27 protein-coding genes are annotated in these 24,715 nt (G+C 63.0%); 20 read left to right on the forward strand and 7 right to left on the reverse strand.

The window, feature by feature from the left end; all coding sequences use genetic code 11:
* Together BLR94_RS11280 and BLR94_RS11285 are read right to left on the reverse strand one after the other, a co-directional pair.
* Window positions 1-444, reverse strand: coding sequence for an HD domain-containing protein (locus BLR94_RS11280; RefSeq protein ID WP_084304851.1), 444 nt, complete (start codon window positions 442-444; stop codon window positions 1-3).
* Window positions 445-689: 245 nt separating this feature from the next.
* Window positions 690-1,565: a LysR family transcriptional regulator gene (locus tag BLR94_RS11285; protein WP_175154224.1), complete on the reverse strand. Its 876-nt coding sequence runs from the start codon at window positions 1,563-1,565 to the stop codon at window positions 690-692.
* An 87-nt stretch (window positions 1,566-1,652) separates the two neighbouring features.
* Between BLR94_RS11285 and BLR94_RS11290 the strand changes: the two genes are divergently transcribed.
* The 8 genes from BLR94_RS11290 to BLR94_RS11325 all read left to right on the forward strand — a co-directional run bounded on the left by BLR94_RS11290 (window position 1,653) and on the right by BLR94_RS11325 (window position 9,921).
* Window positions 1,653-2,117, forward strand: coding sequence for a multidrug/biocide efflux PACE transporter (locus tag BLR94_RS11290; RefSeq protein WP_084304852.1), 465 nt, complete (start codon window positions 1,653-1,655; stop codon window positions 2,115-2,117).
* 96 nt (window positions 2,118-2,213) lie between these two features.
* Window positions 2,214-2,750 (forward strand): sugar ABC transporter ATPase, encoded by a 537-nt coding sequence (locus BLR94_RS11295; RefSeq protein WP_084304853.1) that lies wholly within the window; start codon window positions 2,214-2,216, stop codon window positions 2,748-2,750.
* Between the two features lie 296 nt (window positions 2,751-3,046).
* Window positions 3,047-4,516, forward strand: coding sequence for an IMP dehydrogenase (gene guaB, locus BLR94_RS11300; protein WP_084304854.1), 1,470 nt, complete (start codon window positions 3,047-3,049; stop codon window positions 4,514-4,516).
* A gap of 78 nt (window positions 4,517-4,594) precedes the next feature.
* Window positions 4,595-6,172 carry a glutamine-hydrolyzing GMP synthase gene (guaA, locus tag BLR94_RS11305; protein WP_084304855.1) on the forward strand — a complete coding sequence of 526 codons (1,578 nt, stop codon included), beginning with the start codon at window positions 4,595-4,597 and terminating at the stop codon, window positions 6,170-6,172.
* Between the two features lie 302 nt (window positions 6,173-6,474).
* Window positions 6,475-7,734, forward strand: coding sequence for a tyrosine-type recombinase/integrase (locus tag BLR94_RS11310; protein WP_084304856.1), 1,260 nt, complete (start codon window positions 6,475-6,477; stop codon window positions 7,732-7,734).
* A 187-nt stretch (window positions 7,735-7,921) separates the two neighbouring features.
* Complete coding sequence (locus BLR94_RS11315; protein WP_244158146.1) at window positions 7,922-8,710, forward strand: type IV toxin-antitoxin system AbiEi family antitoxin domain-containing protein; 789 nt, start codon at window positions 7,922-7,924, stop codon at window positions 8,708-8,710.
* Window positions 8,694-9,638: a nucleotidyl transferase AbiEii/AbiGii toxin family protein gene (locus BLR94_RS11320; RefSeq protein ID WP_084304858.1), complete on the forward strand. Its 945-nt coding sequence runs from the start codon at window positions 8,694-8,696 to the stop codon at window positions 9,636-9,638. Before BLR94_RS11315 ends, BLR94_RS11320 begins: the two co-directional genes overlap by 17 nt.
* A gap of 34 nt (window positions 9,639-9,672) precedes the next feature.
* Window positions 9,673-9,921, forward strand: coding sequence for a transcriptional regulator (locus tag BLR94_RS11325; protein ID WP_084304859.1), 249 nt, complete (start codon window positions 9,673-9,675; stop codon window positions 9,919-9,921).
* Window positions 9,922-9,942: 21 nt separating this feature from the next.
* Here the strand turns inward: BLR94_RS11325 and BLR94_RS28295 are convergent, their stop codons facing one another.
* Together BLR94_RS28295 and BLR94_RS27135 are read right to left on the reverse strand one after the other, a co-directional pair.
* Entirely contained in the window at window positions 9,943-10,305 is a 363-nt protein-coding gene (locus BLR94_RS28295) for a helix-turn-helix transcriptional regulator (RefSeq protein ID WP_084304860.1), read from the reverse strand.
* Between the two features lie 291 nt (window positions 10,306-10,596).
* A complete protein-coding gene (locus tag BLR94_RS27135; protein ID WP_123137236.1) occupies window positions 10,597-10,719 on the reverse strand; it encodes a hypothetical protein in 123 nt (40 codons plus the stop codon).
* Between BLR94_RS27135 and radC the strand changes: the two genes are divergently transcribed.
* Window positions 10,718-11,227 (forward strand): RadC family protein, encoded by a 510-nt coding sequence (radC, locus tag BLR94_RS11335; protein ID WP_084304861.1) that lies wholly within the window; start codon window positions 10,718-10,720, stop codon window positions 11,225-11,227. The genes BLR94_RS27135 and radC overlap by 2 nt on opposite strands.
* 67 nt (window positions 11,228-11,294) lie before the next feature.
* Here radC and BLR94_RS11340 read toward each other — a convergent pair whose 3' ends face one another.
* On the reverse strand, window positions 11,295-11,597 hold the full coding sequence (locus BLR94_RS11340) for a hypothetical protein (RefSeq protein WP_084304862.1): 303 nt from the start codon (window positions 11,595-11,597) through the stop codon (window positions 11,295-11,297).
* A 614-nt stretch (window positions 11,598-12,211) separates the two neighbouring features.
* Between BLR94_RS11340 and BLR94_RS11345 the strand changes: the two genes are divergently transcribed.
* Both BLR94_RS11345 and BLR94_RS11350 read left to right on the forward strand, forming a co-directional pair.
* On the forward strand, window positions 12,212-13,039 hold the full coding sequence (locus BLR94_RS11345; protein WP_084304863.1) for a DUF932 domain-containing protein: 828 nt from the start codon (window positions 12,212-12,214) through the stop codon (window positions 13,037-13,039).
* A 73-nt stretch (window positions 13,040-13,112) separates the two neighbouring features.
* Window positions 13,113-15,140 carry a ParB/RepB/Spo0J family partition protein gene (locus BLR94_RS11350; protein ID WP_084304864.1) on the forward strand — a complete coding sequence of 676 codons (2,028 nt, stop codon included), beginning with the start codon at window positions 13,113-13,115 and terminating at the stop codon, window positions 15,138-15,140.
* 100 nt (window positions 15,141-15,240) lie between these two features.
* Here the strand turns inward: BLR94_RS11350 and BLR94_RS11355 are convergent, their stop codons facing one another.
* Complete coding sequence (locus BLR94_RS11355; protein ID WP_084304865.1) at window positions 15,241-17,691, reverse strand: P-loop NTPase; 2,451 nt, start codon at window positions 17,689-17,691, stop codon at window positions 15,241-15,243.
* Between the two features lie 878 nt (window positions 17,692-18,569).
* Between BLR94_RS11355 and BLR94_RS11360 the strand changes: the two genes are divergently transcribed.
* Window positions 18,570-18,884, forward strand: coding sequence for a DUF736 domain-containing protein (locus BLR94_RS11360; RefSeq protein WP_084304866.1), 315 nt, complete (start codon window positions 18,570-18,572; stop codon window positions 18,882-18,884).
* A gap of 50 nt (window positions 18,885-18,934) precedes the next feature.
* Here BLR94_RS11360 and BLR94_RS11365 read toward each other — a convergent pair whose 3' ends face one another.
* Window positions 18,935-19,228, reverse strand: coding sequence for a helix-turn-helix domain-containing protein (locus tag BLR94_RS11365; RefSeq protein ID WP_084304867.1), 294 nt, complete (start codon window positions 19,226-19,228; stop codon window positions 18,935-18,937).
* A 297-nt stretch (window positions 19,229-19,525) separates the two neighbouring features.
* Between BLR94_RS11365 and BLR94_RS11370 the strand changes: the two genes are divergently transcribed.
* The 8 genes from BLR94_RS11370 to BLR94_RS11410 all read left to right on the forward strand — a co-directional run bounded on the left by BLR94_RS11370 (window position 19,526) and on the right by BLR94_RS11410 (window position 24,616).
* On the forward strand, window positions 19,526-19,876 hold the full coding sequence (locus tag BLR94_RS11370) for a DUF2958 domain-containing protein (protein WP_084304868.1): 351 nt from the start codon (window positions 19,526-19,528) through the stop codon (window positions 19,874-19,876).
* A 337-nt stretch (window positions 19,877-20,213) separates the two neighbouring features.
* Window positions 20,214-20,984 carry a DUF2285 domain-containing protein gene (locus BLR94_RS11375; protein ID WP_084304869.1) on the forward strand — a complete coding sequence of 257 codons (771 nt, stop codon included), beginning with the start codon at window positions 20,214-20,216 and terminating at the stop codon, window positions 20,982-20,984.
* 119 nt (window positions 20,985-21,103) lie between these two features.
* Entirely contained in the window at window positions 21,104-21,388 is a 285-nt protein-coding gene (locus BLR94_RS11380) for a helix-turn-helix transcriptional regulator (RefSeq protein ID WP_084304870.1), read from the forward strand.
* A gap of 26 nt (window positions 21,389-21,414) precedes the next feature.
* Window positions 21,415-22,278 (forward strand): replication initiator protein A, encoded by an 864-nt coding sequence (locus BLR94_RS11385; protein WP_175154225.1) that lies wholly within the window; start codon window positions 21,415-21,417, stop codon window positions 22,276-22,278.
* A gap of 265 nt (window positions 22,279-22,543) precedes the next feature.
* Complete coding sequence (gene parA / locus BLR94_RS11395; RefSeq protein WP_021221525.1) at window positions 22,544-23,182, forward strand: ParA family partition ATPase; 639 nt, start codon at window positions 22,544-22,546, stop codon at window positions 23,180-23,182.
* A complete protein-coding gene (locus tag BLR94_RS11400) occupies window positions 23,179-23,466 on the forward strand; it encodes a chromosome partitioning protein ParB (protein WP_084304981.1) in 288 nt (95 codons plus the stop codon). The genes parA and BLR94_RS11400 overlap by 4 nt, the downstream gene beginning before the upstream one ends.
* Window positions 23,463-24,020, forward strand: coding sequence for a DUF2840 domain-containing protein (locus BLR94_RS11405; RefSeq protein ID WP_084304872.1), 558 nt, complete (start codon window positions 23,463-23,465; stop codon window positions 24,018-24,020). The genes BLR94_RS11400 and BLR94_RS11405 overlap by 4 nt, the downstream gene beginning before the upstream one ends.
* Window positions 24,017-24,616, forward strand: coding sequence for a S26 family signal peptidase (locus BLR94_RS11410; protein ID WP_084304873.1), 600 nt, complete (start codon window positions 24,017-24,019; stop codon window positions 24,614-24,616). Before BLR94_RS11405 ends, BLR94_RS11410 begins: the two co-directional genes overlap by 4 nt.
* The last annotated feature ends 99 nt before the right edge of the window (window positions 24,617-24,715 follow it).

Here is a 24,715-nt window from a genome sequence, read left to right on the forward strand (position 1 = left end):
TCATGGAACGGGCGGCGGCGCGTCGTGGGCCAGGATGCGCTCAATGGCCCTTGCGTATTTCTCGGTGCGCTGGTGGTCGATTTCACTGGGCGAGGCGAGGCGCGAAAGGTCGCTGTTCTCGCGAAGGTCGGCAAGTTTCACCTGGCGTGCGATGGGGTCGGCGATGGCTCGTTCTATAAAGGCCTCGTAGGACTCACCAGGAATTTTGCTCAAGGCGGCGATGGCCCGCAGCACGTCCTCGCCGAAGCCTTCTTCGCGCAGTGCCTGCAGGCTGACGTCGCTGTCTTCCACCACGTCGTGCAGCACGGCAGCAATGCGCGCCTGAACGGAGTCGACGCGTAGCATCACCTTGATCGGGTGAAGGATGTAAGGGGTGCCGGCCTTGTCCAGCTGCCCCTCGTGAGCAGCGGCGGCAATGGCGATTGCCCGTTCCAAGGTGGACATGGGAGGCTCCTGGGGCTGATGGGCGAGCAACCGGAACGTACCGGGCCGGCACTGGCAGCCATCGATTGCGGGTACCGCTGCCAGCGGTTGCTCGCTGGTGCGGTGAATGTTCGGCGCAGCGCTTTCTCGATGAAAAGAACCGAGCGGCATTCTTCTCGCCGCCGTGCACATGCTAAGGCAGATCCGTGGCCTGCGTCTCGATATCGGGTGGGTCTTCAACCATGACCCTCTCGTGCACGCCCCTGTCAGCTGTGCAGAAGCCGGTCCAGCAACCACGCTGCCGCTGGTCCCAACTGCCGCTCCCGAGACCAGACTACGTCCACCGAGACCTGTTTGGGCCAGCCATTGACCGCCAGCTCGTGGAGGTTTTCAACCCCATGGCTGCCGACCAGCTGGCGTGGCAGCGCGGCCCAGCCAAAGCCCAGCGTGGCCATCTCCAGTAACAGCAGGTAGTCCGGCGCCGACCAGCAGCGCCCGCCGCTACCTGGCAGATCATCCAGCTCATCGCCCTGATCGGCCAGGGTGCTCAGGCGCAGCACGCGCCAGTGGGCCAGATCCTCCGGGGTGACGCGCGGTAGCCGGCTGAGCGGATGCCCCTTGGCGACGAACAGGCCGAAGTGCGCACAATCGGCCAGGCTGGCATGGGCCAGTTCCGGCGGGTAGCTGGCCTGGGCCGCGAGCAGGCCCAGGTTGGCCCGGCCCTGGCCGACCAGATCGAGCACATCGGCGTGCTCGGCGAAAAAACACTCGAACTCCAGGTCCGGGTAGTGTTGATCGAGTTCGACCAGGCGAGCCTGGTACTGGCTTGCCTGGTAGGCGTCCGATAGCACCAGGGTCAGCTTCGGTTCCAGACCGGCGGCCAACTGGCCGGCCTGGCGCAGCAGGCGATCTGACGCCGCCAGTACATCCTGCACGCGACTCAGCAGGCTGCAGCCTGCCTCGGTCAGGGTGAGCCGGCGCGCACCGCGCACGAACAGGCTGACGTTGAGGTCGATTTCCAGCCGCGAAACCGATTCGCTGACCGTCGACTGGCTTTTGCCCAGGCGACGTGCCGCCGCGCTGAACGAGCCGGTGGCCGCTGCCTGGGCAAACGCGTGGAGCGATTCGGGAGATGGGTTCATATCGGTTTTTCCGATGGCTGTTGGCTTTGTTCTGGCTGGTTTTCCGATGAGGATAGAACCTTCTCTCTGAGCTTGCGAGCGTGGAAAATGAGTCAGTCTGGTCAATTCGCCCGGCGTTCCTTCAAGGAACGCGTGTTGCATGCGTCGCTGTTCGAAGTCATCGCCGTGGGCGTATGCGCGCCGATATTGGCCTGGCTCATGGGCAAGTCCCTGGCGCACGTGGGAGCCCTGACGCTGATGTTCTCGGCCATCGCCATGCTCTGGAACATGCTGTTCAACCTCATGTTCGATGCCGCTCAGCGCCACATGGGCTTCGAGCGCGGCCTGTGGGCGCGGATCAGCCATGCTTTGCTGTTCGAAGCGGGCCTGATCCTGGTGCTGGTACCCCTGGCGGCCTGGTGGCTGTCGATCAGCCTGGTAGCGGCATTCTTCCTGGACATCGGGCTGGTGCTGTTCTTTCTGCCATACACCCTGGGCTACAACTGGGCATACGACAGCCTGCGCGAACGCTACGTCAATCGACGTGCAGCGAGTCGGCTGGCTTGTCGCTGACCGCCGGCTTGCGCCACTGCAGGTCGGCATGCGGCTTGTGATCCGCTGTCGGCAACCCCTAAGCTTTACGGTTTTCGCGTTCCCGAAGGCAAGCGCATGACCACTCAGAGCATCGTCGTTCCGCGCATTTCCAGTTTCCCCGGTCACGAACGCAAGGCGCAGCAGATCCTGCGCTGGCTGGCCAAGCGCGATATCGTCGCGGCACTGCCTACCACCTGTGGTCGCAGCGCGATGGCCTACGCCATCGCGCCAGGGGCGAGCAGAGTGGTCGAATTCGCCGGCCGCCTGCCGTTCGGCCAGCCTGTGAATGGTCTGGAGGTCATTTACCGACGCTGTATCTATACGCCTGTCGACGATTTTCTCGAAGAGGCCGGGTGCCCCGAATGCCGTCAGGAAGTGGGGCAGGCGCTGTTCGAAAGCCTGGACGAGTGGATGCCCGGTGAAACCGATAATTTCACCTGTCCCGAGTGCGGCCACGAGGACGACATCAACGGTTTTCTGTTCCTGCAGCCCTGCGGGTTTTCCAACCTGGGTTTTCTTTTCAACGGCTGGGCCGAGGCGCGTTTCACGTCGGCGTTTCTCGACGAGTTCGCCGAGCGCCTGGGCTATCCCGTGGCGCTGGTCGATGCGTGAGAGCCGCTCGACACTGGCTGCATGCCGGTCTTGCGGTGCTGCTGCAGCCAGGCTGGTGACGCCGGGCAGCGTTTTTCGCTGCGGTACGCCTGGCGGTGCGTTGCAGCAATCGGAAGGGGGAGCTCTTCCTTGAGCCTGAATAGATCAGGCTGCCTGAATGGTCATCGGTTCCCTGGTCGTTGAGAATCATTGATATCAATCGACCCAACGGTCGACTCCCATTCTTTACATTGAGTGACCGGGGCTGACTCGGTATAATGGCGCGCTTCCAATTTTCCCGTCTGGGAGCCCCCGCCATGCTGCGTATCAGTCAAGAAGCCCTTACCTTCGACGACGTTCTACTTATTCCCGGTTTCTCCGATGTTCTGCCGAAGGACGTCAGCCTCAAGACTCGCCTTACCCGTGGCATCGAGTTGAACATTCCGCTGCTCTCCGCCGCCATGGATACCGTGACCGAAGCCCGCCTGGCCATCGCCATGGCGCAGGAAGGCGGTATCGGCATCATCCACAAGAACATGACCATCGAGCAGCAGGCTGCCGAAGTGCGCAAGGTCAAGAAGTTCGAAGCCGGTGTGGTCAAGGACCCGATCACCATCGAGGCCGACGCCACCGTGCGCGACCTGTTCGAACTGACCCGCCAGCACAACATCTCCGGCGTTCCCGTGCTGAGCAATGGTGACCTGGTCGGCATCGTCACCTCCCGCGACGTGCGTTTCGAGAACCGCCTGGATGCCACCGTCCGTGACGTGATGACGCCGAAGGAGCGCCTGGTCACGGTCAAGGAGGGCGCCGCCAAGGAAGCCGTTCGCGAGCTGCTGCACAAGCACCGCATCGAGAAGGTCCTGATCGTCGACGACGCCTTCACCCTCAAGGGCATGATGACCGTCAAGGACATCGAGAAGGCCAAGGCCTACCCGCTGGCCAGCAAGGACGACCAGGGCCGCCTGCGCGTCGGTGCTGCCGTCGGCACTGGCGCCGACACCGGTGACCGGGTTGCCGCGCTGGCCAATGCCGGCGTCGACGTGATCATCGTCGACACCGCCCACGGTCACTCCAAGGGTGTGATCGAGCGCGTGCGCTGGGTCAAGCAGAACTTCCCGGATATCCAGGTGATCGGCGGCAACATCGCCACCGGCGCCGCCGCACTGGCTCTGGCCGAAGCGGGCGCCGATGCGGTCAAGGTCGGCATCGGCCCGGGCTCGATCTGCACCACCCGTATCGTCGCCGGTGTCGGCGTGCCGCAGATCTCCGCCGTGGCCAACGTCGCCGCGGCGCTGGAGGGCACGGGTATTCCACTGATCGCCGATGGCGGCATCCGCTTCTCCGGCGACCTGTCCAAGGCCATCGTCGCCGGTGCCTCGGCGGTGATGATCGGCTCCATGCTGGCCGGTACCGAAGAGGCGCCAGGCGAAATCGAACTGTTCCAGGGCCGTTCCTACAAGGCCTACCGTGGCATGGGCTCGCTGGGCGCCATGTCCCAGGCACAGGGTTCCTCGGATCGCTACTTCCAGGACTCCGCTGCCGGTGCCGAGAAGCTGGTGCCCGAAGGCATCGAAGGCCGTGTGGCCTACAAGGGCGCCATGGGCTCCATCGTCCATCAACTGATGGGCGGCCTGCGGGCTTCCATGGGGTACACCGGTTGCGCGACCATCGAAGAGATGCGCACCAAGCCCGAGTTCGTCCGTATCACCGGTGCCGGCATGGCCGAATCCCACGTCCACGACGTGCAGATCACCAAAGAAGCGCCGAACTACCGGGTAGGTTGATGCTTCGGTAATACCTGTAAGCGGGGCTGTTATCGACAGCCCCGCGTTGTTTCTGCTTACCACTGACGAGAACTAGTCATGGCCCTCGACATTCACGCTCACCGTATCCTGATCCTCGATTTCGGTTCCCAGTACACCCAGCTGATCGCCCGCCGCGTGCGCGAGATCGGCGTGTATTGCGAACTGCACCCGTTCGACATGGACGATGAGGCGATTCGCGCATTCGCACCGCGCGGCGTCATCCTCGCCGGTGGCCCGGAGTCGGTACACGAAGCCAACAGCCCGCGTTGCCCGCAAGCGGTATTCGACCTCGGCGTGCCGGTATTCGGCATCTGCTACGGCATGCAGACCATGGCCGAGCAGCTTGGCGGCCGAGTGGCCGGTTCCGACCTGCGCGAATTCGGTTACGCCCGCGTCGATGTGGTCGGCAAGAGCCGCATCCTCGACGGCATCGAAGACCATGTCGATGCCGACGGCGTATTCGGCCTGGACGTGTGGATGAGCCACGGCGACAAGGTCACCGAGATCCCGGCCGGCTTCCATGTGCTGGCCAGCACGCCGAGCTGCCCGATTGCCGGCATGTTCGACGACGACCGCCACTACTATGGCGTGCAGTTCCACCCGGAAGTGACCCATACCAAGCAGGGCGAACGCATCTTGTCACGCTTCATCCTCGACATCTGCGGCTGCGAAGCCCTGTGGACGCCGTCGAAGATCGCCGAAGACGCCATCGCCCAGGTGCGCGCCCAGGTCGGCGATGCCAACGTGCTGCTCGGCCTGTCCGGCGGTGTGGATTCCTCGGTGGTCGCGGCGCTGCTGCACAAGGCCATCGGCGATCAGCTGACCTGCGTATTCGTCGACAACGGCCTGCTGCGCCTGCACGAAGGCGAGCAGGTAATGGCCATGTTCGCCGAGAACATGGGCGTCAAGGTGATCCGCGCCAATGCCGAAGCGCAGTTCCTCGACAACCTGGCCGGCGAAGCCGACCCGGAGAAGAAGCGCAAGATCATCGGCCGCACCTTCATCGACGTGTTCGATGCCCAGGCCAGCCAGCTCGACAACATCCAGTTCCTGGCGCAAGGCACCATCTACCCGGACGTGATCGAGTCCGCTGGCGCCAAGAGCGGCAAGGCCCACGTGATCAAGTCGCACCACAACGTCGGCGGCCTGCCCGAGGAAATGAACCTCAAGCTGGTCGAACCGCTGCGCGAACTGTTCAAGGACGAAGTGCGTCGCCTCGGCCTCGAGCTGGGCCTGCCGTACGACATGGTCTACCGCCACCCATTCCCGGGCCCGGGTCTGGGCGTGCGCATCCTCGGTGAAGTGAAGAAGGAATACGCCGACCTGCTGCGTCGTGCCGACCACATCTTCATCGAAGAACTGCGCAAGGCCGACTGGTACCACAAGGTCAGCCAGGCGTTCGTGGTGTTCCAGCCGGTGAAATCGGTTGGCGTGGTCGGTGACGGCCGTCGTTACGCCTGGGTCGTGGCCCTGCGTGCGGTGGAAACCATCGACTTCATGACCGCCCGCTGGGCACACCTGCCGTACGAACTGCTGGAAACCGTCAGTGGTCGCATCATCAACGAGATTGACGGCATCTCCCGCGTCACCTACGACGTATCGAGCAAGCCGCCAGCGACGATCGAGTGGGAATGACGGAGCGTCTTTCGGGGGCTATCGCCAGGTATCGGTAGAAGTGACTTAACTTGTTGATTTTAAAGGTATAAGTTGCGTTTTCTATCGGTGGCTATCGCCGGCCAGCAGAACGGGTCGGCGACAGAACTGACGGTAAGCTCTCGGAGGTCGGATCCAGACCTTCCTGTTTACTATTGAGACCGAACCGGTCTTTGACGGTAAAAAACTCTTCAGGAAAGCTTGTTTCATGCGGCTTTCCGAGCATCAACGGGTCTCCAGGTCCCTGACGGTAAAAGCCGTCACGAACAGGAGGAACACCCTCGATGCTCACCGACACTGCACTGCGCAATCTCAAGCCTAAGTCAAAGATTTATAAGGTTTTTGACCGCGATGGCATGTACGTGGCGGTATCGACCGCCGGTACCATCACCTTCCGCTACGACTACCGTCTCAACGGGCGCCGCGAGACGCTCACGCTCGGACGGTATGGGCCGGCCGGCATGTCGCTGGCCATGGCGCGAGAGCGACTGCTCGATGCCAAGCGCTCGGTCGATCAGGGCCTTTCCCCGGCGCTGGAGAAGCAGCGGGCCAAACGGCGGCTGACGGCCGCCAGGACCTTCGGCGAGATGACGGAACGCTGGCTGGCCGATGCCCGCATGGCCGACAGCACGCGGGCGATGCGCAAGCACATCATCGACCGCGACATCCTGCCGGTCTTCCAGAATCGGAAGCTGAAAGAAGTCACCCCCGACGACCTGCGGGCGTTGTGCAACAAGGTGAAGGCGCGCGGCGCGCCGGCCACGGCCATCCACGTCCGAGACATCGTGAAGCAGGTCTATGCCTTCGCCATCCTGCACGGCGAACGGCTCGCCAACCCAGCCGACGATGTAAAGGCGGCCTCGATCGCGACCTTCATTCCCAAGGACCGGGCGCTGTCGCCGGCCGAGATCCGGCTGGCCTTCCACCAACTGGAGACCATCGCGTCCTATCCGACCATCCGGCTGGCCTTGCGCCTGATCTTGCTGACGATGGTGCGCAAGAGCGAGTTGGTCGAGGCCGCCTGGAACGAGGTGGATTTCGAGAACGCCACCTGGACGGTTCCGAAGTCGCGGATGAAGGGGCGCAAACCGCACGTGGTCTACCTGTCGCGGCAGGCGATGGACATTTTCGTGGCCCTGCACACCTGCGCGGCGGGATCGCGGTTCGTGCTGCCATCGCGCTATGACCCCGATCGATGCATGTCGCATGCAACGCTCAACCGGGTGACGCAGCTCATTGGGTCGCGCGCGAAGGAAGCCGGGTTGCCGCTGGAGCCATTCACGGTGCACGACCTGCGGCGCACCGCGTCCACGCTGCTCAACGAGGTGGGTTTCAACGGGGACTGGATCGAGAAGTGCCTTGCGCACGAGGAGGGCAGCAGGTCTTCGCGCTCGGTCTACAACAAGGCCGAGTACGCCGGGCCGCGGCGGCACATGCTCCAGGAGTGGGCCGACATGGTGGAGGCGTGGATCGATGGGCGCACGCATGTGCCGAAGCTGGTGCCAGAGGACGTGTCGGTCCCGGTGCTCAGCCCGGCTTTGTGAGGGAGGAGCGCATGGTGACCTTGACTGGGAACGCTTCTGGTGGGCCGCCCGGGTTTGTATTTGTCAAGAAAAGATCACTCTGGATGATCTTTTTCCTGCATTTTCAAACTCATGGTCCTTGGCAGAGGTTTATAAATCTGATATTTTGAGCACTATGGGTGCTCAAAATTTAGGAAAATTGAACCGCTTGCTGGCTGAACTGGGCGACACGCGCCTGGTGTCCAGCCGCTGGCTGCGCGCGCATGACTACGCCAACAGCCTGGTCGCGCGCTATGTCGGCAGCGGCTGGCTGGTATCGCCGGCGCGTGGCGTGTACATGCGCGCGGGCGGGCGGCTGCAATGGGACGGGGTGGTCCGCAGCCTGCAGGTCGGGGAGGGCATGCCACTGCATGTCGGTGGGCGATTCGCACTGGCCTTGCAAGGGCACGAGCACTACTTGCGTTTGGGCGATGCCGGGACGGTCACGCTTTACGGGCCGGTGCCGCCGCCGGGCTGGGTCGGCAAGCTGTCCATGGAGCAGCGCTTCGAGTACCAGGGCAAGGGGCCGTTCGATCTGCCGGCCGTGTCCTTCACTGCGGAAGTCTCCGAGAAGGGGCTATCCGAGGCGGGCTTGGCTTGGCATTCCGTTGCGCCTGGTGTCGATGCCCTGGTGTGCTCGACGCCTGAGCGGGCCATGCTGGAGCTGTGCGATGGCGTATCGAATGCGGCGGAGGTCTACGAGGCCGATGCGCTGATGCAGGCCATGACCACGCTGCGCCCGCAGCGGATCGGCCTGCTGCTGCGTCACTGCCGCAGCATCAAGGCCAAGCGGCTGTTCCTGGCCCTGGCCGATCGTCATCGGCATGCGTGGTTGTCGCATGTGCCATTGGATGGCGTTGATCTGGGCCGGGGCAAGCGGGCGCTGGTGTCCGGCGGGCGCCTGCATCCGACCTACCAGATCACCTTGCCAGGAGACCTCGATGAGCACCTGGCTTGATCGGTGGGATCGGCGGTACACCGATCGGGTGCGGCTGCTGGTGGAAATCCTGCCGGTGCTGGCCCAGGAGCCGCGCTTCGCGCTCAAGGGCGGCACCGCCATCAACCTGTTCGAGCATGATCTGCCGCGTCTGTCGGTGGACATTGACTTGGCCTGGCTGCCGGTGCACGACTATGCCGAAGATGCGAAGCTGATCGCCGAAGCACTCGGACGACTGGCCGACGCGATGCGCGCCCGGCCTTTGCAATTGCAGGTGCAAGCTTCAGCGGGCGAAGGCGCGGCGGTCACCCGGCTGGTGGCTAGCCGCGGCCGCGCGCGTGTGCAGATCGAGACGACGCCGGTGATGCGCGGGACGGTGCATCCGGTGCGGACCATGGTCGTGCGCCCGAGGGTGGAGGACGCGTTCGGCTTCGCCGAGGTGCAGGTGCTGGATTTCGCCGACCTGTATGCCGGAAAGCTGGCGGCGGCACTGTCGCGGCAGCATCCGCGTGATCTGTTCGACGTGGGCCTGCTGCTGGAGGATGAACGAGCGGATGCTGGTCTCTGGCGGACCTTTCTCGTGTACCTGACATGCAGTCCTAAGCCAGCATGGGAAATGCTGGCGCCGCGCGTACCTGCGGATTTCGAGGCCACCTTCGAGGCCCATTTCAAAGGCATGACGACCGAGCCTATTAGCGCGGCGGCATTGCTGGAGAGCCGCGAACGTCTGTTGGCGCGGGTGGTGCATTGGCTGGACGAGCCGTCGCGCGCCTTTCTGCAATCGGTCGAGGATGAGCAGCCGGATTTCGGTTTGATTGGCCTTGCCCATGCGGCCAATCTGCCCGGGGTACGGCGCAAGCTACACAACCTGGCGCAGCGCACGGCGGCCAAACGTGCTGCGGATCGTGGTCAGTTGGCGGACGTGCTGGCGCGGATCAAGGTGCGATGACGTGGCGGCAATACAAGCGAATGGAGCGATCGCGATGGTTCACGATTTCACATTGGTCTACGCGCTGAATCCGGAGGTGGATTCGCAGGATGAGGTGCTGCGCCGGCTGGCCGGCAGCGACTGTGCCGATGCCACGGTGGGCTGGGGCCGGCCTGGGCATGTCGCGCTGGCCTTCAGCCGGAAGGCACGGGACCGCGATGCGGCGGTCACGCTTGCCGCGGCTCAGATGGCACGAGTGCTGCCCGGGGCGGAACTGATCCGAGTGGATGCCGCGTATTCGTAGTGGTCGCGCCAGATGGCGGTTTCACCGAACAGGGCGGTTCCGACGCAACCTCACGTCTGGGCCGGGCGATACGTCAGCCTTCGCTGATCGCGAGGTTTGCTTGCGGCCTTCGATCCAGGCTTCGACCTCTTCCAGATCCCAGACCACGCAACGCGGCGTCAGCCGGAAGCGCCGTGGAAACTCGCCGCGCTGCTCCATTTCGTAGATGGTGGTTTCCGCCAAGGGCACGATCTGGTGCAGCTCACGTCGGCGGATCGTGCGGCGAAAGGGGAGCGGTGATCCCTTCGGGAACTGCGGAAGCTCGGCGTACTGCTCGGTGCCAGGGTGGGGTAGGGATGCAGTGGGTTGTGCAGAGGTCCTGAGCGGTTCCGAGTCGGCAGCCATCGTCCAGATTCCATGTGTTCGCAATGAACGTCATGGTGGCTATCGCTAGCGATTGCGACAACTTGCTGCAGCAAGGCCGGGCGTAGGAAAGGAGCATCCCGGCGTTCCGCCGTCGGGCTCGCGGGCTGCGCCCCGCGCCTCTGCGAGTCGCGGCCATCCGGGTTTGATCCCTGATGCCTTCGGCCTGGATCGCTGATCCGGGCCTGCGCGCTGCGCTTGCCTTCCACTTCTTCGTTGGAGATGGAGGGGCGGGCTTGCTGTTCCCTTCACCGTATCACGGCGTTCTCGCCGTCAATGACTGCGCGTGCTCGCACGCTTGCGGCCTGTCGGCCGTCTGCGATCCCTGACTGCTTGCGCTGCGCCGTGAGGCGCCGGTTCCGGGCAATTCCGCCCGAGCAACCGGAGCACGATCATGTCGCAACTGTCCTTTTCCTCCTTCGATTCGCTGCTGCACCTGCGCGATACCCAAGGCCGCTATCGGCTGGCCTCTGTCGAACAGATCCTTGAAGCGGCACGTGAGGCCATCGACCAGAAGGTGCAGCGCGGGGCCGAGTTCAGTTCGCCAGCCGTGGTGAAGGAGTACCTGCGCGCCAAGCTGGCAGGATTCGAGCATGAAGTGTTCGCCGTCCTGTTCCTCGACACACAGCATCGCCTGATCGAGTACACCGAGATGTTCCGCGGCACTATCGACAGCGCATCCGTGCATCCGCGTGAGGTCGTCAAGGAAGCATTGCGAGCGAATGCAGCGGCGGCGATCTTGGCGCATAACCACCCCAGCGGACATCCAGAACCCAGCGCTGCGGACAGGGCGCTGACGCAGCAGCTCAAGGCAGCCTTGGGGCTGGTGGACGTGCGCACACTGGATCACATCATCGTCGCTGGCGTTGCTACTACATCATTTGCAGAGCGGGGTCTGCTCTGACTTCGGGGGCTTCGGCCCCCTTTTTGCTGCGCCAGGTAGCCCAGGCACGGCACTGCGGGCTGCTGCGCTACCAACTGAAGTGCCGCTGCTTCAACACGGCATTGCAGCGTGCCGCGAGGTGAGCGTGGAACCAAATGGTGACGCCCATCATGCCGAGCAACACGAAGGCCGCGGCTCCGAACCAGCTCAGGCCATGTCGGTTCGTCACCGAGACCAGTTCCGGCAGGACGTCGCCTACTGCCATGCCCCAATACCCAGCGATTAGAAACGATGCTGCCCCGAGAGGTGCCACTACCCAGTCGCTCAATTCATCCAGCCGCCATTTGCGGCGAGCGCGAAAGGCTGCCACTGCCTTCTTGAAAATCTGCATAGTCCGTTCTCCTTCTCATCAGAACTGCAACGCGTGGATCGTCATGCCTGCTGACGATACCTTTTCGCAAGTTGTTCCAGGCCAACCTCGATCCCGGCGGTCGTGCCGTCCCTGCAGGGCGTCCCCGGCCAAGAAACATGGCCGGTCGCGCTGTCGTGCTTCGTATCAAGCCACCTACGGTATCTCGCCCCATTCGGGCTTCCATCGTTCCCTCGCTCCGCTCGGCTGACGCCTCCGGCCCGGCTTCCAGCTTCGGGCCTGCGCGCTTCGCTTGCGTGCGGTCTGCACGTCAAGGCGGCCGTTGCCTTGTCCAGCCGTCTCCCCTGACTTCATCACCTTACCCGCGACCGTAGCCCGCTCCCGTGTGCCGTCAAGGCGCGCAGGGCCGTGTCCTCGCTGCGCTGCGGGCCGCACCAACCCTGCGCTTGTTTCCTTGACGGCCCCCGTCCGCGCGCTCCTGACCGTCGCGGGCGATGAACTCAGGAAAGACGGTGGCAACAGGGCCAACCGGGTTCCTCGTGCCGACCGCACCGAACAGCCGAAAGGCTGGGCTCCGAATCTAGGAATCCGGTGTGCGGTTTGAACAGCAAACCCTTTTCGTCAGGAGAAATGCCATGCAACTCGCATCCCGATTCGCTTCCCGTTCCCCGTCGCTGCGCAGCGATTACCCGCTGTCCGACGATCAAATCCGCAGGGTCGCGCCGTCCATCTTCGCGGACGCGCCGCACGAAAGCCGTTCGCAGCGGTACGCCTATATCCCCACCGCCGCCGTGCTGGCGGAACTGCGCAAGGAAGGGTTTGAACCCTTCATGGCAGCGCAAACCCGCGTGCGCCACGACGACCGCCGCGACTACACCAAACACATGCTGCGCCTGCGCCACGCCAGCCAGATCAACGGCGCGGAGGCTAACGAAATCGTGCTGTTGAACTCGCATGACGGCACGAGCAGCTATCAGATGCTGGCCGGAATGTTCCGGTTCGTGTGCAGCAATGGCCTTGTCTGCGGCGACACCGTGGCGGACGTGCGCGTGCCGCACAAAGGCGACGTGGCCGGTTCCGTCATCGAAGGCGCTTACGAAGTGTTGAGCGGCTTCGACCGGGTGAAGGAATCCCGCGATGCCATGCGCGGCATCACCTTGAACGATGGCGAATCCGAAGTGTTCGCCCGCGCCGCGCTGGCCCTCAAGTATGACGACCCCGACAAGCCCGCACCCATCACCGAATCGCAAATCCTGATGCCGCGCCGGTTCGACGACCGCCGCCCGGACTTGTGGAGCGTGTTCAACCGCACGCAAGAGAACCTGACCCAAGGCGGCCTGCGCGGGCGCAGCGCCAACGGACGCCGCCAGCAAACCCGCCCGGTGCAGGGCATCGACCAGAACATCCGCCTCAACCGTGCGCTTTGGCTGCTGGCCGATGGCATGCGCCAGTTGAAAGCCTGAACCCCGCGCGGAGGGGCGGGCAGCCCCTCCATTCATTCTCTTGTTTCACATTCTCTCTTTAGGAGTTATCACCATGAACGCCGTTACCCAAATCGAAACCCGCGCCATCGAAACCACCGCCGCGCCGCTGGAGGTGGCCGACCCGACCAAGAACCTGATTTTGGTTCCGCTCTCGCAGTTGCTGCCGCGCCGCTCCAAGCGCAACGCACGCAAGACCCCGCGCCTGTCCATTCCCGAACTGGCCGCGAGCATCGCCCGCATCGGCCTGCTGCAAAATCTCGTCGTCATCCTTACCGCCGATGGCGAGCAGTACGAAGTGGTGGCCGGCGACCGCCGACTGACCGCATTGAAGCTGCTGGCGAAGAAGAAGCGCATCGCCGCCGACTTTGAGGTGCCTTGCCTGCTGGTGCCGGACGCTTCGGCCCGTACTGTCAGCCTCGCGGAAAACCTGCTGCGCGAGCAGATGCACCCGGCCGACCAGTTCGAGGCGTTCGCCGCGCTGGTTAAGGAAGGCCGTCCCATCGAAGACATTGCCGCTGACTTCGGCGTGTCCCCGCTGGTGGTGCAGCGCCGCTTGAAGCTGGCCAACGTCTCGCCGCGCCTGCTGGCCGACTACCGGGCCGGAGCCGTCACGCTGGAACAGTTGATGGCCCTGACCATCACCGACGACCACCCCGCGCAGGAAGCCGCGTTCTACGGTGCGCCCGAATGGCAGCGCGGCGGATCCGCGCTACGCGAACGCCTGACCGAGCGTGAAATCGACGCCACGCATCCGCTGGTGCACTTCGCCGGGCTGGACGCCTACACGGCGGCGGGCGGCGGCATTCGCCGCGACCTGTTCGCGGAAGGCGATGCCGGAACCTACCTGACCGACGCGGCGCTGCTGGAAACGCTGGTGCGCGGCAAGCTGGATGCGCTGGCCGAAGGCATCCGCGCCGAGGGTTGGGCGTGGGTGGAAGCGGTGCCGCACATGAGCTACGCCGAGCGGCAGGCATTCCAGAACGCGCCGCGCCAGCGCCGCGAACCGAGCGCCCGCGAAGCCCGCCGCATCGCATCGCTGCAAACCCGCCTCGACAAGATCGACGCCGAACTGGAAGACGCCTACGACGCCGAGGACGAGGACAAGACCGAGGCGCTGGAACCGCGCCGCGAACAGGTGGCCGGGGAACTGCAAGCCGTGGAGGAAGCCTTGCAGGGCTACGCCCCGGACGTGCGCGCCGCGGCCGGTGCCATCGTCACCCTCGACCGCAGCGGCGAAGCCGTGATTCATCGCGGGCTGCTGCGCGAAGCCGAAGCCAAGGCGCTGCGCACGCTGGAACGCTTGCGGCAGGGGTTCGGCAGCGCGGAAGGCGAAGTCGGGAACGACGACGAAGGCGAGGACGCCGAGCAGCCCAAGGCCGCGAGCCTGTCCGACCGGCTGGCGCAGCGCCTGAGCGCGCACCGTACCGCCGCGCTGCAAATCGAAGTCGCCCGGCATCCGCACGTCGCGCTGGCCGCGCTGGTGCATGGCATGGTGCAGACCGTCTTGCAGGACAGCCACTACGGCCATGACTTGCCGCTGGGCGTGCGCCTGACCGTGCAAGATCGGCTGGAAGGCATGGCCCCCGACTGGCCCGAGTCGCCCGCCGCCGTGGCCCTGCGCGAATTGCAGCAGGTCGCGGGCGAGGCGCTGCCGCAGGGCAGCGCCGAACTGTTCGCCGCGCTGCTGGCGATGGAGCAAGGCGAACTGGTGCGGCTGCTGGCCGTGTGCGTGGCTTCCACGGTGGACGTGGTGACGCCTCGCGCCACGACGCACCAGCCGGGCGCGGAACTGGCGCAGGCCGTAGGCCTCGACATGGCGGCATGGTGGCAGCCCACCGCAGACGGGTATTTCCAGCATGTGCCGAAGGCCGCGATTCTGGAAGCCGTGGGCGAGTTCGCACCGTCGCACGCTACTCGGCTGGCGAAGTTGAAGAAGGCCGATATTGCCAGCGAGGCGGAACGGCTGGCCGATGGTACGGGCTGGATGCCTGCGGTCTTCGAGAGCAGAGGTCAGCAAGCAGCGATGCCGGAGGATACAGCAACGGATGTAGTAACCGGACACTGCTATCAAGGCGCATAAACAGATCTAGACCTCAGCGCTTGATCCTTCCCGCCCCGGTTCAGGCCGGGGCCATTTGCGCCTTCATTGAAGCCGACCTAAACCAACTGCATTCGTAGCGTCATACGATATCAATCCACGTTCCTATTGCTACAAATTTGAATATTCTGGAATAACACTCTTGTAAGCGGAAATTATCTGGCTGAGACCTTTTCCGTCGCTCCAGGGCCGGTAAATACGACCTCGCGATATTTCGCGCCTCGCCTTCATCAGCAATTTCACGCATCAATGCCGTGTGTCCTTCTGCCAAAGTGACTATAGGATACGTGTCGTCACTTTCCATGATTTCATCGAGCGGTTCGAGTAATGCTCTGGCTTCATCTGCGTAAGCTAGGGCGATTGTTCGATCATTCGCCTTTCTGCCGATGATTAGCAGCTGTTGCCCAAGTGCGTGTTGCGTATGTGGCATCTGATAGGCATTGAAGGCTGTTCGCAGTTTATCCAAGGCTTCTTCGTCATCATGCATATCTCTCAAGGCAAGTCCATACTGAAGCCAGAACAATCCATCTAGCTCAAAGGATTTTTCAAGAGACTTGTACAACGAAACTATGAGCGACTCTCTGCCTCGTAGGACGTTCCACAAGAAGCTGTGATTTATTATTCCTTTGTAAATTGCAGCATCGGCCTTTCTGACATGTTTAATTACTGGGGCGTCATAATGGGAGAAGGCGATCAAGAGTCCCTTTATTGCTTTTGCGGTTAAATCTGGGTCTACCACCTGCTCCAACAGGTGTTGCACATATACACGATGCCTGGCTGTAAGTTTTCCTTCTTTCTTGACGATTATTCCTGATAATGATTTTGTCAAAATTCCGGTTCCGGCAAAGCCGTTGGCGGAAAGTGCTCTATCAACTAACTCGATTGGCGCTCCAAAATTTCTCTCTGTTATGACGCCAACAGTAAGAAAGAAAATCCTCTGTTCATCATTTTCGAGTGCTTTGTAATCGCTCTCTATTATTTTTTCAAATCCGCGGCCATATGTTGCCTCCAGCAATGCAATAAGTAGTTGCTTTCCCGCCTTGTTGATCAAGGCCGAGACTCTTTCGTTCTCGGTCATTTGACCTAGAATTGTCCAAGAGCCATACTTCTGCAGCTTATGAAGTATATTGCGTGCATCCCTCTCGGTGAACTCGCTTACATGAATATTATTGGTGGAAAACTCACCTAACTTTGCCTTTGTTCTTCTCTCCCAGATGCTTTCCCGTTCAGCGAAAACAATCGTTGTTTTTGCGAGTTTCCCGGATTTCAATGCTTCGATCAGAGATTCGGAGACAAGATCGACATTGTCAATTGCAACAACAATATACTCAAAATCCTTTGATGCCTCCTCTATTGCGATCAAAGTTCTTTTGACGTCAGAGAGTGGTTCCTCAAAATGGTAGACGGCAACACTTTTCCATTGAGAGGTGTTGTATGCCAATTGCATCAACAAGGTTGATTTCCCTGATCCGGCTGGGCCAATGAGAGGGATCAGCTTGTTTTTTCCCAGATTTTGCTTTAGAAATCTTGAGCACTCGTCAAGAATTTCAAGCTCTGCAGGAATTCCTGAGGCGATGTCGCTCCAGCTTGGTTTGAAGCCTTTGTAAAACTCCCTGATTGCCCCGCCTTCCAGATCATTTGGAGCCATATCTTTTTTGACCAGGAAAACTCCATCGAAGAGTTTTGTGTAGCTCGCCTTGTCTGAGGAATTTAAGGCTGCTGCATATGGAGGGAGGCTCGCACGCGCTAGATCTTTTGAGTTTAGTCCATCTGGGAATTCTTGCTCTAGCCAAGAGGTAAAGTCAGCCAAAGTTCCCGAAATGTGTTCAATGTTGTATTGCTTTAGAGATCGCTTCTCGATTTCAGTGGCAGATGGAGTAATGACGTAGCTTCGTCCTGGTGTGCGCTTGTTAAACTCTTTATATCTTTCGATATGAAATTTAAGCAGTGGCTCTTTCAGTTTGGTTCCAACGAAAAGGATTGGATTTCGCACAAAATCCGAGCCACACTGCTCATACCAAGGTCGTCCTTGAATGGTGGCTTTGGCATACTCTGATGCGGAGAAAATTATCCCGCAATGCAGTTTATCAACAGATCCATTTAGCTTGACGATGTCGAGCCTCCCGAAGAAGGGGTCTCTATCTTCTATCGGATCGGAGGATAACCTAGGGCAAATACGTTGCGCTGAAAAATGGAAGGCGCGCTCTAGGCCGTCGTCAATATTTAGGGTGTAAATTCGGCGCCAAGCAAATTTGGCCAGTGCAGAATATTCATCCGATGGAGATACGTGTCGAAATAACTCTTCGAGCACCGAGTCAAGTCGCGATCCCATTTCATCGCGCACTGCACCATATACGTCCTCTAGCTCTTCGTCTGAATAATCCATGCCCGCTCGCTTTGCTAATTCTTCGGCGAGTGAGTTTCCATCGAGCAAATCATTTCCAGACGAGTCTTTGCATCTCTTTGATGCACCTGCTCCTAAGAAGAGCGCAAGCTCACCATTTCTTATTGCTTGTTTTAGATTTTCGTTCATTTTTCTTCCAAAAAGGGGGCAGAAGAAGGGCGTCTAGCTTGCGCTGATATGGCTCTTGTCATACTACAGCCCCTGTTGCAAAGATGCGCCATTTACCCGTTGGTTGGTGCTATTGTGCCGAGTGCGAAGTTTGTGACTCACAAGAGCGTGTCGGCGCAAGCGCCGCCGGGCTTTCGGGCTCCGTTCCGTGCCGTCTTCGCCGTCGGCTTCAATCCCGCCTTCGCGCCTGCGGCGCTCCGCTAGCCTCCGGGCTATCCCTGCCGCGCATCGCTTGGCGCCTCTCAATACCGCCGAACCGGCTGCGCCGGAACGACCAGGCCAGCGTTCCGCCGCAATGGACGGGGCATGGCTGATGAGCTGAGGCTTGCTGCGGCAGGTTGTGCAGATGCGTGCCGTCCTCGACGCTGGAGGTTCGCGCCTCTACGTCACGAAGGGCGGTTCACCGACACGCCGCCCGGCCTTGCCTATGGAACTTCCACGCCACGCCTCAAGTACGTCGCCGCAAGCTGCGGCGGGGGCGTTCTCGCCTGTCGTTGGGAGATTGGCCTTGCCCGCGTCAGAGCACAAGCCAGTGCAGCCGTCACGCGGGGATGCCGAGTTGGCCACGTCTCCATTCGGGAGCGGGCGGCCCGTGCGTCCTTGGCTTGTCGTGAATCCTGGCGAGGGAACGGCTGCGCCTTGGGCTTCATGGCCGCAACCTTCCAGCGAAAACAATTTCCCCTGCGCTACGCGGATTCCTCGCGGCACAAATTGTTTTCGCTTCCAGGTTCTCCACGGTGTTGCGACCGCTGCGCGGTGCGGCCAGCCCATCCCCCGCCGGCCGGATCACAACAAGGACGCACTGGCGCGACCTTGTTCAACCCGAAAGGAGAAACATCATGGCTAACATCGGCACCTTCACCGCAGAGAAAGACGGCTTCACCGGCACGCTCCGCACCCTGACGCTCAACGTCAAGGTCAAGCTGGTTCCCAACGACAAGGGCGACACCGAGAACGCTCCCGACTTCCACCTTCAGGCGGCCGGCCACGAGATCGGCGCGGCGTGGAAGAAAACCAGCCAGGCCGACCGTCCGTACCTGTCGGTTTCGCTCGATGACCCTTCGTTCCCGGCGACGGTTTATGCCCGCCTGATCGAGAACGAGGACGGTACGCACGACCTGATCTGGTCGCGCGCCAAGCCCAAGGCAGCCTGACGGCGGCCCACCGCGCCCCGCCCATTGCGGCGGGGCGCTTTTCGCTCAGCCTAGCTCTCGGACACTGACGCGAGCTGGCTTTCCGTCGCGGCCATCAACACGGCGGTACTGCAACCAAGCGCGCTGGCGATCTTGAAGATGATCGCCAGCGTGGGCATGTGCTCGCCGCGCTCGACCTTGCCCATGTGGGAACGTTCGATGCCAGCCAGGTTGGCCAGCGATTCCTGCGCAATCCCGCGCTCCATCCGCAGCGCACGCACCGCCGCGCCGAAGGCTTGCGCCAACTCGGCATCGAAGGTGGTGGCACCGGCCGGTCGGCCGGGTTGAACGGGTCGCTTCTGCATAGACAGAAGCGTCCAGTCGCGGGACAATTAAAACCACGTTATCTTTAACTCATTGCAACAATTTAGTCCTCTTCGTGCTTTTGCTGAAATCCGCAACTGCGGATTTCGCCGGAGCCAGGGAATTACGTCCGTGCCTTTCCTGACCCTCACAATTCCGCTTCTGCGTTTCTGTGCATGTACGGATTCGATGGCTTGCGCCTTCGTGCTTTTCCGCCAAAGCACGCATCCGCTTCAGCGGTTCCGCGCTTCGGTGGAAAATCGTATCCGTGCATGCTCGGGTGCGTGGGGATTCGAGCCATGACCCAGCCGCTCGGCACCGCTGAACAGCGGGCGCAACTGCTCGCCGTCGGCGAGGCACGCGCCGCTGGTCGGAGCATCGACCCGATGCCGGCGGTGCGACTGTTCACGCCTGACGCGCACGCCACTTGGCTCCTGGCCGCGCTCGACCCGGCCGATGGCGATACGGCATGGGGTCTGATCGACCTGGGAATAGGCATGCCCGGGCTGGGCCATGTGAAGCTGTCCGATCTGGCGTCCATCGTCGGGCCGCGCAAGCAGCCGGTGATGCGCGACCGCTACTTCCAGCCGGTGCGGCTGCTGTCGGAGTACCTGCGGCTGGCCGAGGAAAACGGCTCGATCACCGACTGAGCAACCTCAGCCAACGACGGCGCATTCTGACTATTTCGGTCTTACCCAAGACCCGGAACGTCTGAATCCACACTCTTGCACCGAAGCGGTACGCTTCTGATGCAAACAGTCATGATCTTTGACGCGGGCTGCTGCACGGTGCTCCACGCTGCGCACCATTTTTGTGGCGGCGCAGCCGTCGCATTCAGACGATTTCCGCAATGCCCTGGAGCGAATCAGTCTTGACACCAGCAGTTACAGTTTACCTCGATTTCGATGACTACTTGATGGCGACTCGATAGCTCTCGCACGCCGGAATCCGTCGCGACGTTCCTGCTGAACGACAGGAGGTTGCGTCATGGCTGACCCGAGCGCCGAACACTGGTATCCGACCGCCGCGTATCTCTACACGCTGCACCTTGACGGCCCCGCGCTGGCCTGGGAATACCTGCGCCGCAACCCCGACTACCGGCGCGACTGGCTGCGCCGTCGCCGCCGACCAGACGCGGCGCACGCCTGGGGCCTGCGCCTGCTGGAAGACCCGGCCCTGGATGCGCGCGACGCACATCCGGCCTGGTTCCCCGATCACGATGCCGTGGTGCAGCTTTATCCCGATGCCGACCCACCGCCCGAAGCCTACGCCTTCGAGTTCTGGCGCGTCCCCGGCCGCAAGCACCTGATCCATGATGGCAAGCGCCTGGTGCTGGTGTCGCGCTGGCCCGGCTGCTGTATGCGGCTCGCACTGGCGCCGGGCCTGGAAGACGGCATGGCCTACCTCTACGCCACCCGTGCCTGCGCCACGCCCTGCGCGCGCTATCGCACGCTCGCGGCCGAGTTGGATGCGCTGTCCGCCGCGACCGTGGCCGCGCCTGTGGCAACGGCCCGATCCCGGCCCACACCCGCCGCGCTGCTGGAACTGCACACCTTGCAGGCGCTCGACGCGACCCTCGCGGGCGCGTCCTTGCGCGAGGTGGCCGAAGGGCTGTTCGGTGCCGATGCCGTCGCGGCCGACAGGCACAAAGACAGCGCCTTGCGTGCCCGCGTGCGGCGGCTGGTGCGGCGTGGCGAGGCGCTGATGCGCGGCGGCTATCGCCGCCTGGCGCAGCTTCCGCCAATTGCACCGCATTAGGGGGGACGTTTCGCGCCCCCTGCAAATCGTCCCTTAGCAGGAAGCCTCGCTTTCTTGAGACTGACTCCATCCGGTCGCGCTGTGTGGCCGGGCTTTGCCGACCGATGGAGGTTCACACCATGCGACCCGCTCCCTTGCGGCCTGCCGCCGCTGCTGTCGCTGCGCCCGCGCAGCCCCAACGCTACCTGACCAACGACGAGGCCGCCGAGTATCTGCGCCTCAGCCCGCGCACGCTGGAGAAACAGCGCGTGATCGGCGGCGGGCCGAAGTTCCGCAAGTTCGGCCGGCGCGTCATGTACGCCGTGGCCGACCTCGACGCCTGGGCGGATGCGCGCAGTTTCGATGCCACGTCCGACCCGGAGTACGCCGAGCGCCATGCGGGTGACTACCGTGATCGCCGCTGATCGCTGGCTTGCCGGTGGCCGTCGTCATGTCCAGCCCCGCGCTACCGCCTCGGCCGCGGCCGCGGCCGGTGCAGGAGCGCGAACAGCTCGACCTGTTCCGCGCCTTGCCCGGCGACATGGCACCGCGCGACAGCCAGGACTTGATGGCCTTTCCGTTCTTCTCGCTGGCGAAGTCGCGGCGCACGGCGCCGATCGACTTTCGCAGCGGGAACATCACCATCCGCGTGGAAGGCACGGCCGAGCACGGCATCGCCACGATATGGGATGCCGACGTGTTGATATGGGCGGCCTCGCAGATCGTGGAGGCACGCGACGCGGGTATTCGCCCGTCGCGCTGGATACGCGCCACGCCCTACGAGATCCTGCGCTTCATCGGACGCGGCACGTCGCTCAACGATTACCTGCGCCTGAAAGCCGCGCTCGACCGGCTGCAATCGACCAGCGTGGCGACTTCCATCCGCGAAACCACGGGAAGGCGGCTGCATCGCTTTTCATGGGTGAACGAATGGCGCGAGTTGGCCGACGCCAGCGGCACGCCGCTTGGCATCGAGCTGATCCTGCCGGACTGGTTCTATGCTGGCGTGCTCGACGCCGCTCTGGTGCTGACCATCGACCCAGCCTATTTCCGCTTGAAGGGCGGCATCGAGCGGTGGCTGTACCGCCTGGTGCGCAAGCACGGCGGGCGGCAGGAACACGGCTGGCAATTCGATTTCCGGCACCTGCACCGCAAGTCCGGCAGCGCGGCGCGCTTCTCGGACTTCGCCTACGACCTGCGCGTACTGGTCGCGCGTCAGTCGCTGCCCGGCTACGTCCTGGGCATCGAGCCGATGCCGGACGAAAGGCTGGAACTGCTGACCTTCCGGCCCGTGCCGGTTACGGCACGGGGATAACTGCGGGAAAACCTGTGAACGGCCTCGTGCTATCAGGAGTACGGGGTATCGTGCTATCGGGAGTACGCCTATCGTGCTATCAGGAGTACGAAAACGCCGCAAAGCCAGTAACGGCGCGGGTTTGCGGCCCCTCTAACTTACCTAACTATAAATCTCTAACTTTTAGTAGAAGCGCGCCGTTGCGGTGGACAACCACGAAACGGCACAGCGAACAGCGTTTTGCACGGCAGGCGAAGTCCGGCTTTCCAATATGGGAGGCCGCGTAATGATCGTTGCCTTGCTCAATCAGAAAGGCGGCGTCGGTAAGACCACGCTCGCCACGCACATCGCTGGCGAACTCGCGCTGCGCGGCCAGCATGTCGTCCTGCTGGACGCCGACCCGCAGGGTTCCTCGCTGGACTGGACGCAGCGTAGAAGCCAGCAGGGCTTGCCCCGGTTGTTCAGCGCCGTCGGCCTCGCCCGCGAGACGCTGCACCAGGAAGCGCCGGAGCTGGCACGTCGCGCAGATCACGTCATCATCGACGGCCCGCCGCGCATCGCCGCCCTGGCACGTTCCGCGCTGCTGGCGGCAGAGCGTGTGCTGATTCCCGTGCAGCCCAGCCCGTATGACCTTTGGGCCAGCGCCGAGATGGTGGCGCTGATCCGCGAGGCACAAGTCTTCCGGCCTGCGCTGCGCGCGGCCTTCGTCATCAACCGGCGCGTCAGCACCACCATCATCGGCCGCGAAGCGCGGCAATCGCTGGCGGAACAGCCGCTGCCAGCGCTGCGCGCCGAGGTTCGGCAAAGGATCGTCTTTGCCGACAGCGTGGCCGCTGGCCGGCTCGCCCGCGAAACCGCGCCCGACAGCGCCGCCGCACGCGAGATCGCTGCGCTGGTCGATGAACTGCTGCGGTGGCCGGCATGAGCAGCGACAGCACCACCCGCAACGGTTCGCGTGCCAGCAAGCGCGTCGGCATCGGCGCACGTCCGCCCGCGAATCCGCACGCCGAGGCGTGGATTCGCCAGGGCGATGCTGATGCGCTCAACAAGGGCGACTTCTACACCGCACGCCTCACGATCGACGTGACGCCCGCGCTGCGCGCACGCATCAAGATCGCTGCCTTCGGCCTGGGCGTGACCGTGACCGACCTGCTGCGCGGCCTGCTGGAACGGGAGTTCCCCGACAAGCGCCCGGAAAACCTGCCATGAATGCATTCGCCTTGCCTGCTGCTCATGCGGCGACGGCTGCACCGGCTGCTGCGCCGCCGCCTTCGCTTTCGACGCTCGCCGGCCAGGCTGGCAGCACGCCGCTGACTCGCGTATCGCTCGCCTACATCGAACCGCGATTCAAGCTCTACCTGCGCTTCGGCGAGCCGGCGCGCACGCTGCGGCTCGACCGCTGGCGGCGCTGCGCGGTGTTCCTGCCGCGTGCAATGTTCTGCCGCGTGCGCTGGGAAGCAAACAACTACGGCACTATCCGCTGGCAACTCATGGTGATGCAAGCCGCGACGCCGCTGGACGACATGCAGCGCATCCCCGGCGTGCGGCCGGGCGCACGCCTGCTGCTGCACGCCGAAGGCGAAAACGCGGTGCGTGCCGTGCTGGAACGCATCGACGGCATCGAAGGGCAAGGCATCGCCGCCATCGACGTGTCGCCCGCATACTGGCGCACGCTGGGCAACCGTCTGGCGGCCCGCCTGGCGCTGCCCGAGTACACCGCCGAACGGCACGCCGCCTGGCTGGCCGGGAGGGCGCTGCCATGACCTCTGATTCCACTACCGCACGCACATCCGAAGTCGCGCCGCTTCCTCGCTCGCGCTTGCGCGCTCGCATCGTGTTGGCGGGCTTCGCCGCCATCGGCCTCGCTGCGCTGGCCTGGGCGGCATTCGTGCAGCCGCTGCCGCGCCTGATCTACAACCCGTCCGACAGCGTTCCGGTCGGCTGGTATCGCGTACAGCCGCTTGACCATCGGGCCGTCTCGCTGCCACGTCCTTTTTCCGTGGGCAGCATCGTCCTGACCCGATTGCCTGCTGACGCTGGCGTGCTCGCTGCGCAGCGCGGTTACCTGCCGGCACACGTTCCGCTGCTCAAACGCGTGGGCGCGGTCGCGCCGCAACACGTCTGCATCGTCGCCGGTCAGGTTCGCATCGACGGCGTGCCTACGGCCGCCGCGCTGCCTGCCGATCGGCTGGGCCGGTCGCTGCCATCCTGGCCGCATTGCCGGCTACTGGCCGAGGGCGAGCTGTTCCTGTTGAGCGTGACCAATCCGGCATCGTTCGACAGCCGTTATTTCGGCCCGATCAGCGCATCCGCCGTGATCGGCGTCGCGCATCCGGTCTGGCTGGAGACACACCCATGATGGCCGCCGATTCGCTGCACGTTGCCGTGCCTCTCATCGTGCCATCGGGCATGCCGTTCCGGCTGCTGCCGCCGTGTCGTCGCGCATGCAGCGCGAGCG

This window comes from Phytopseudomonas flavescens, from assembly GCF_900100535.1.
Taxonomy (GTDB): domain Bacteria; phylum Pseudomonadota; class Gammaproteobacteria; order Pseudomonadales; family Pseudomonadaceae; genus Aquipseudomonas; species Aquipseudomonas flavescens.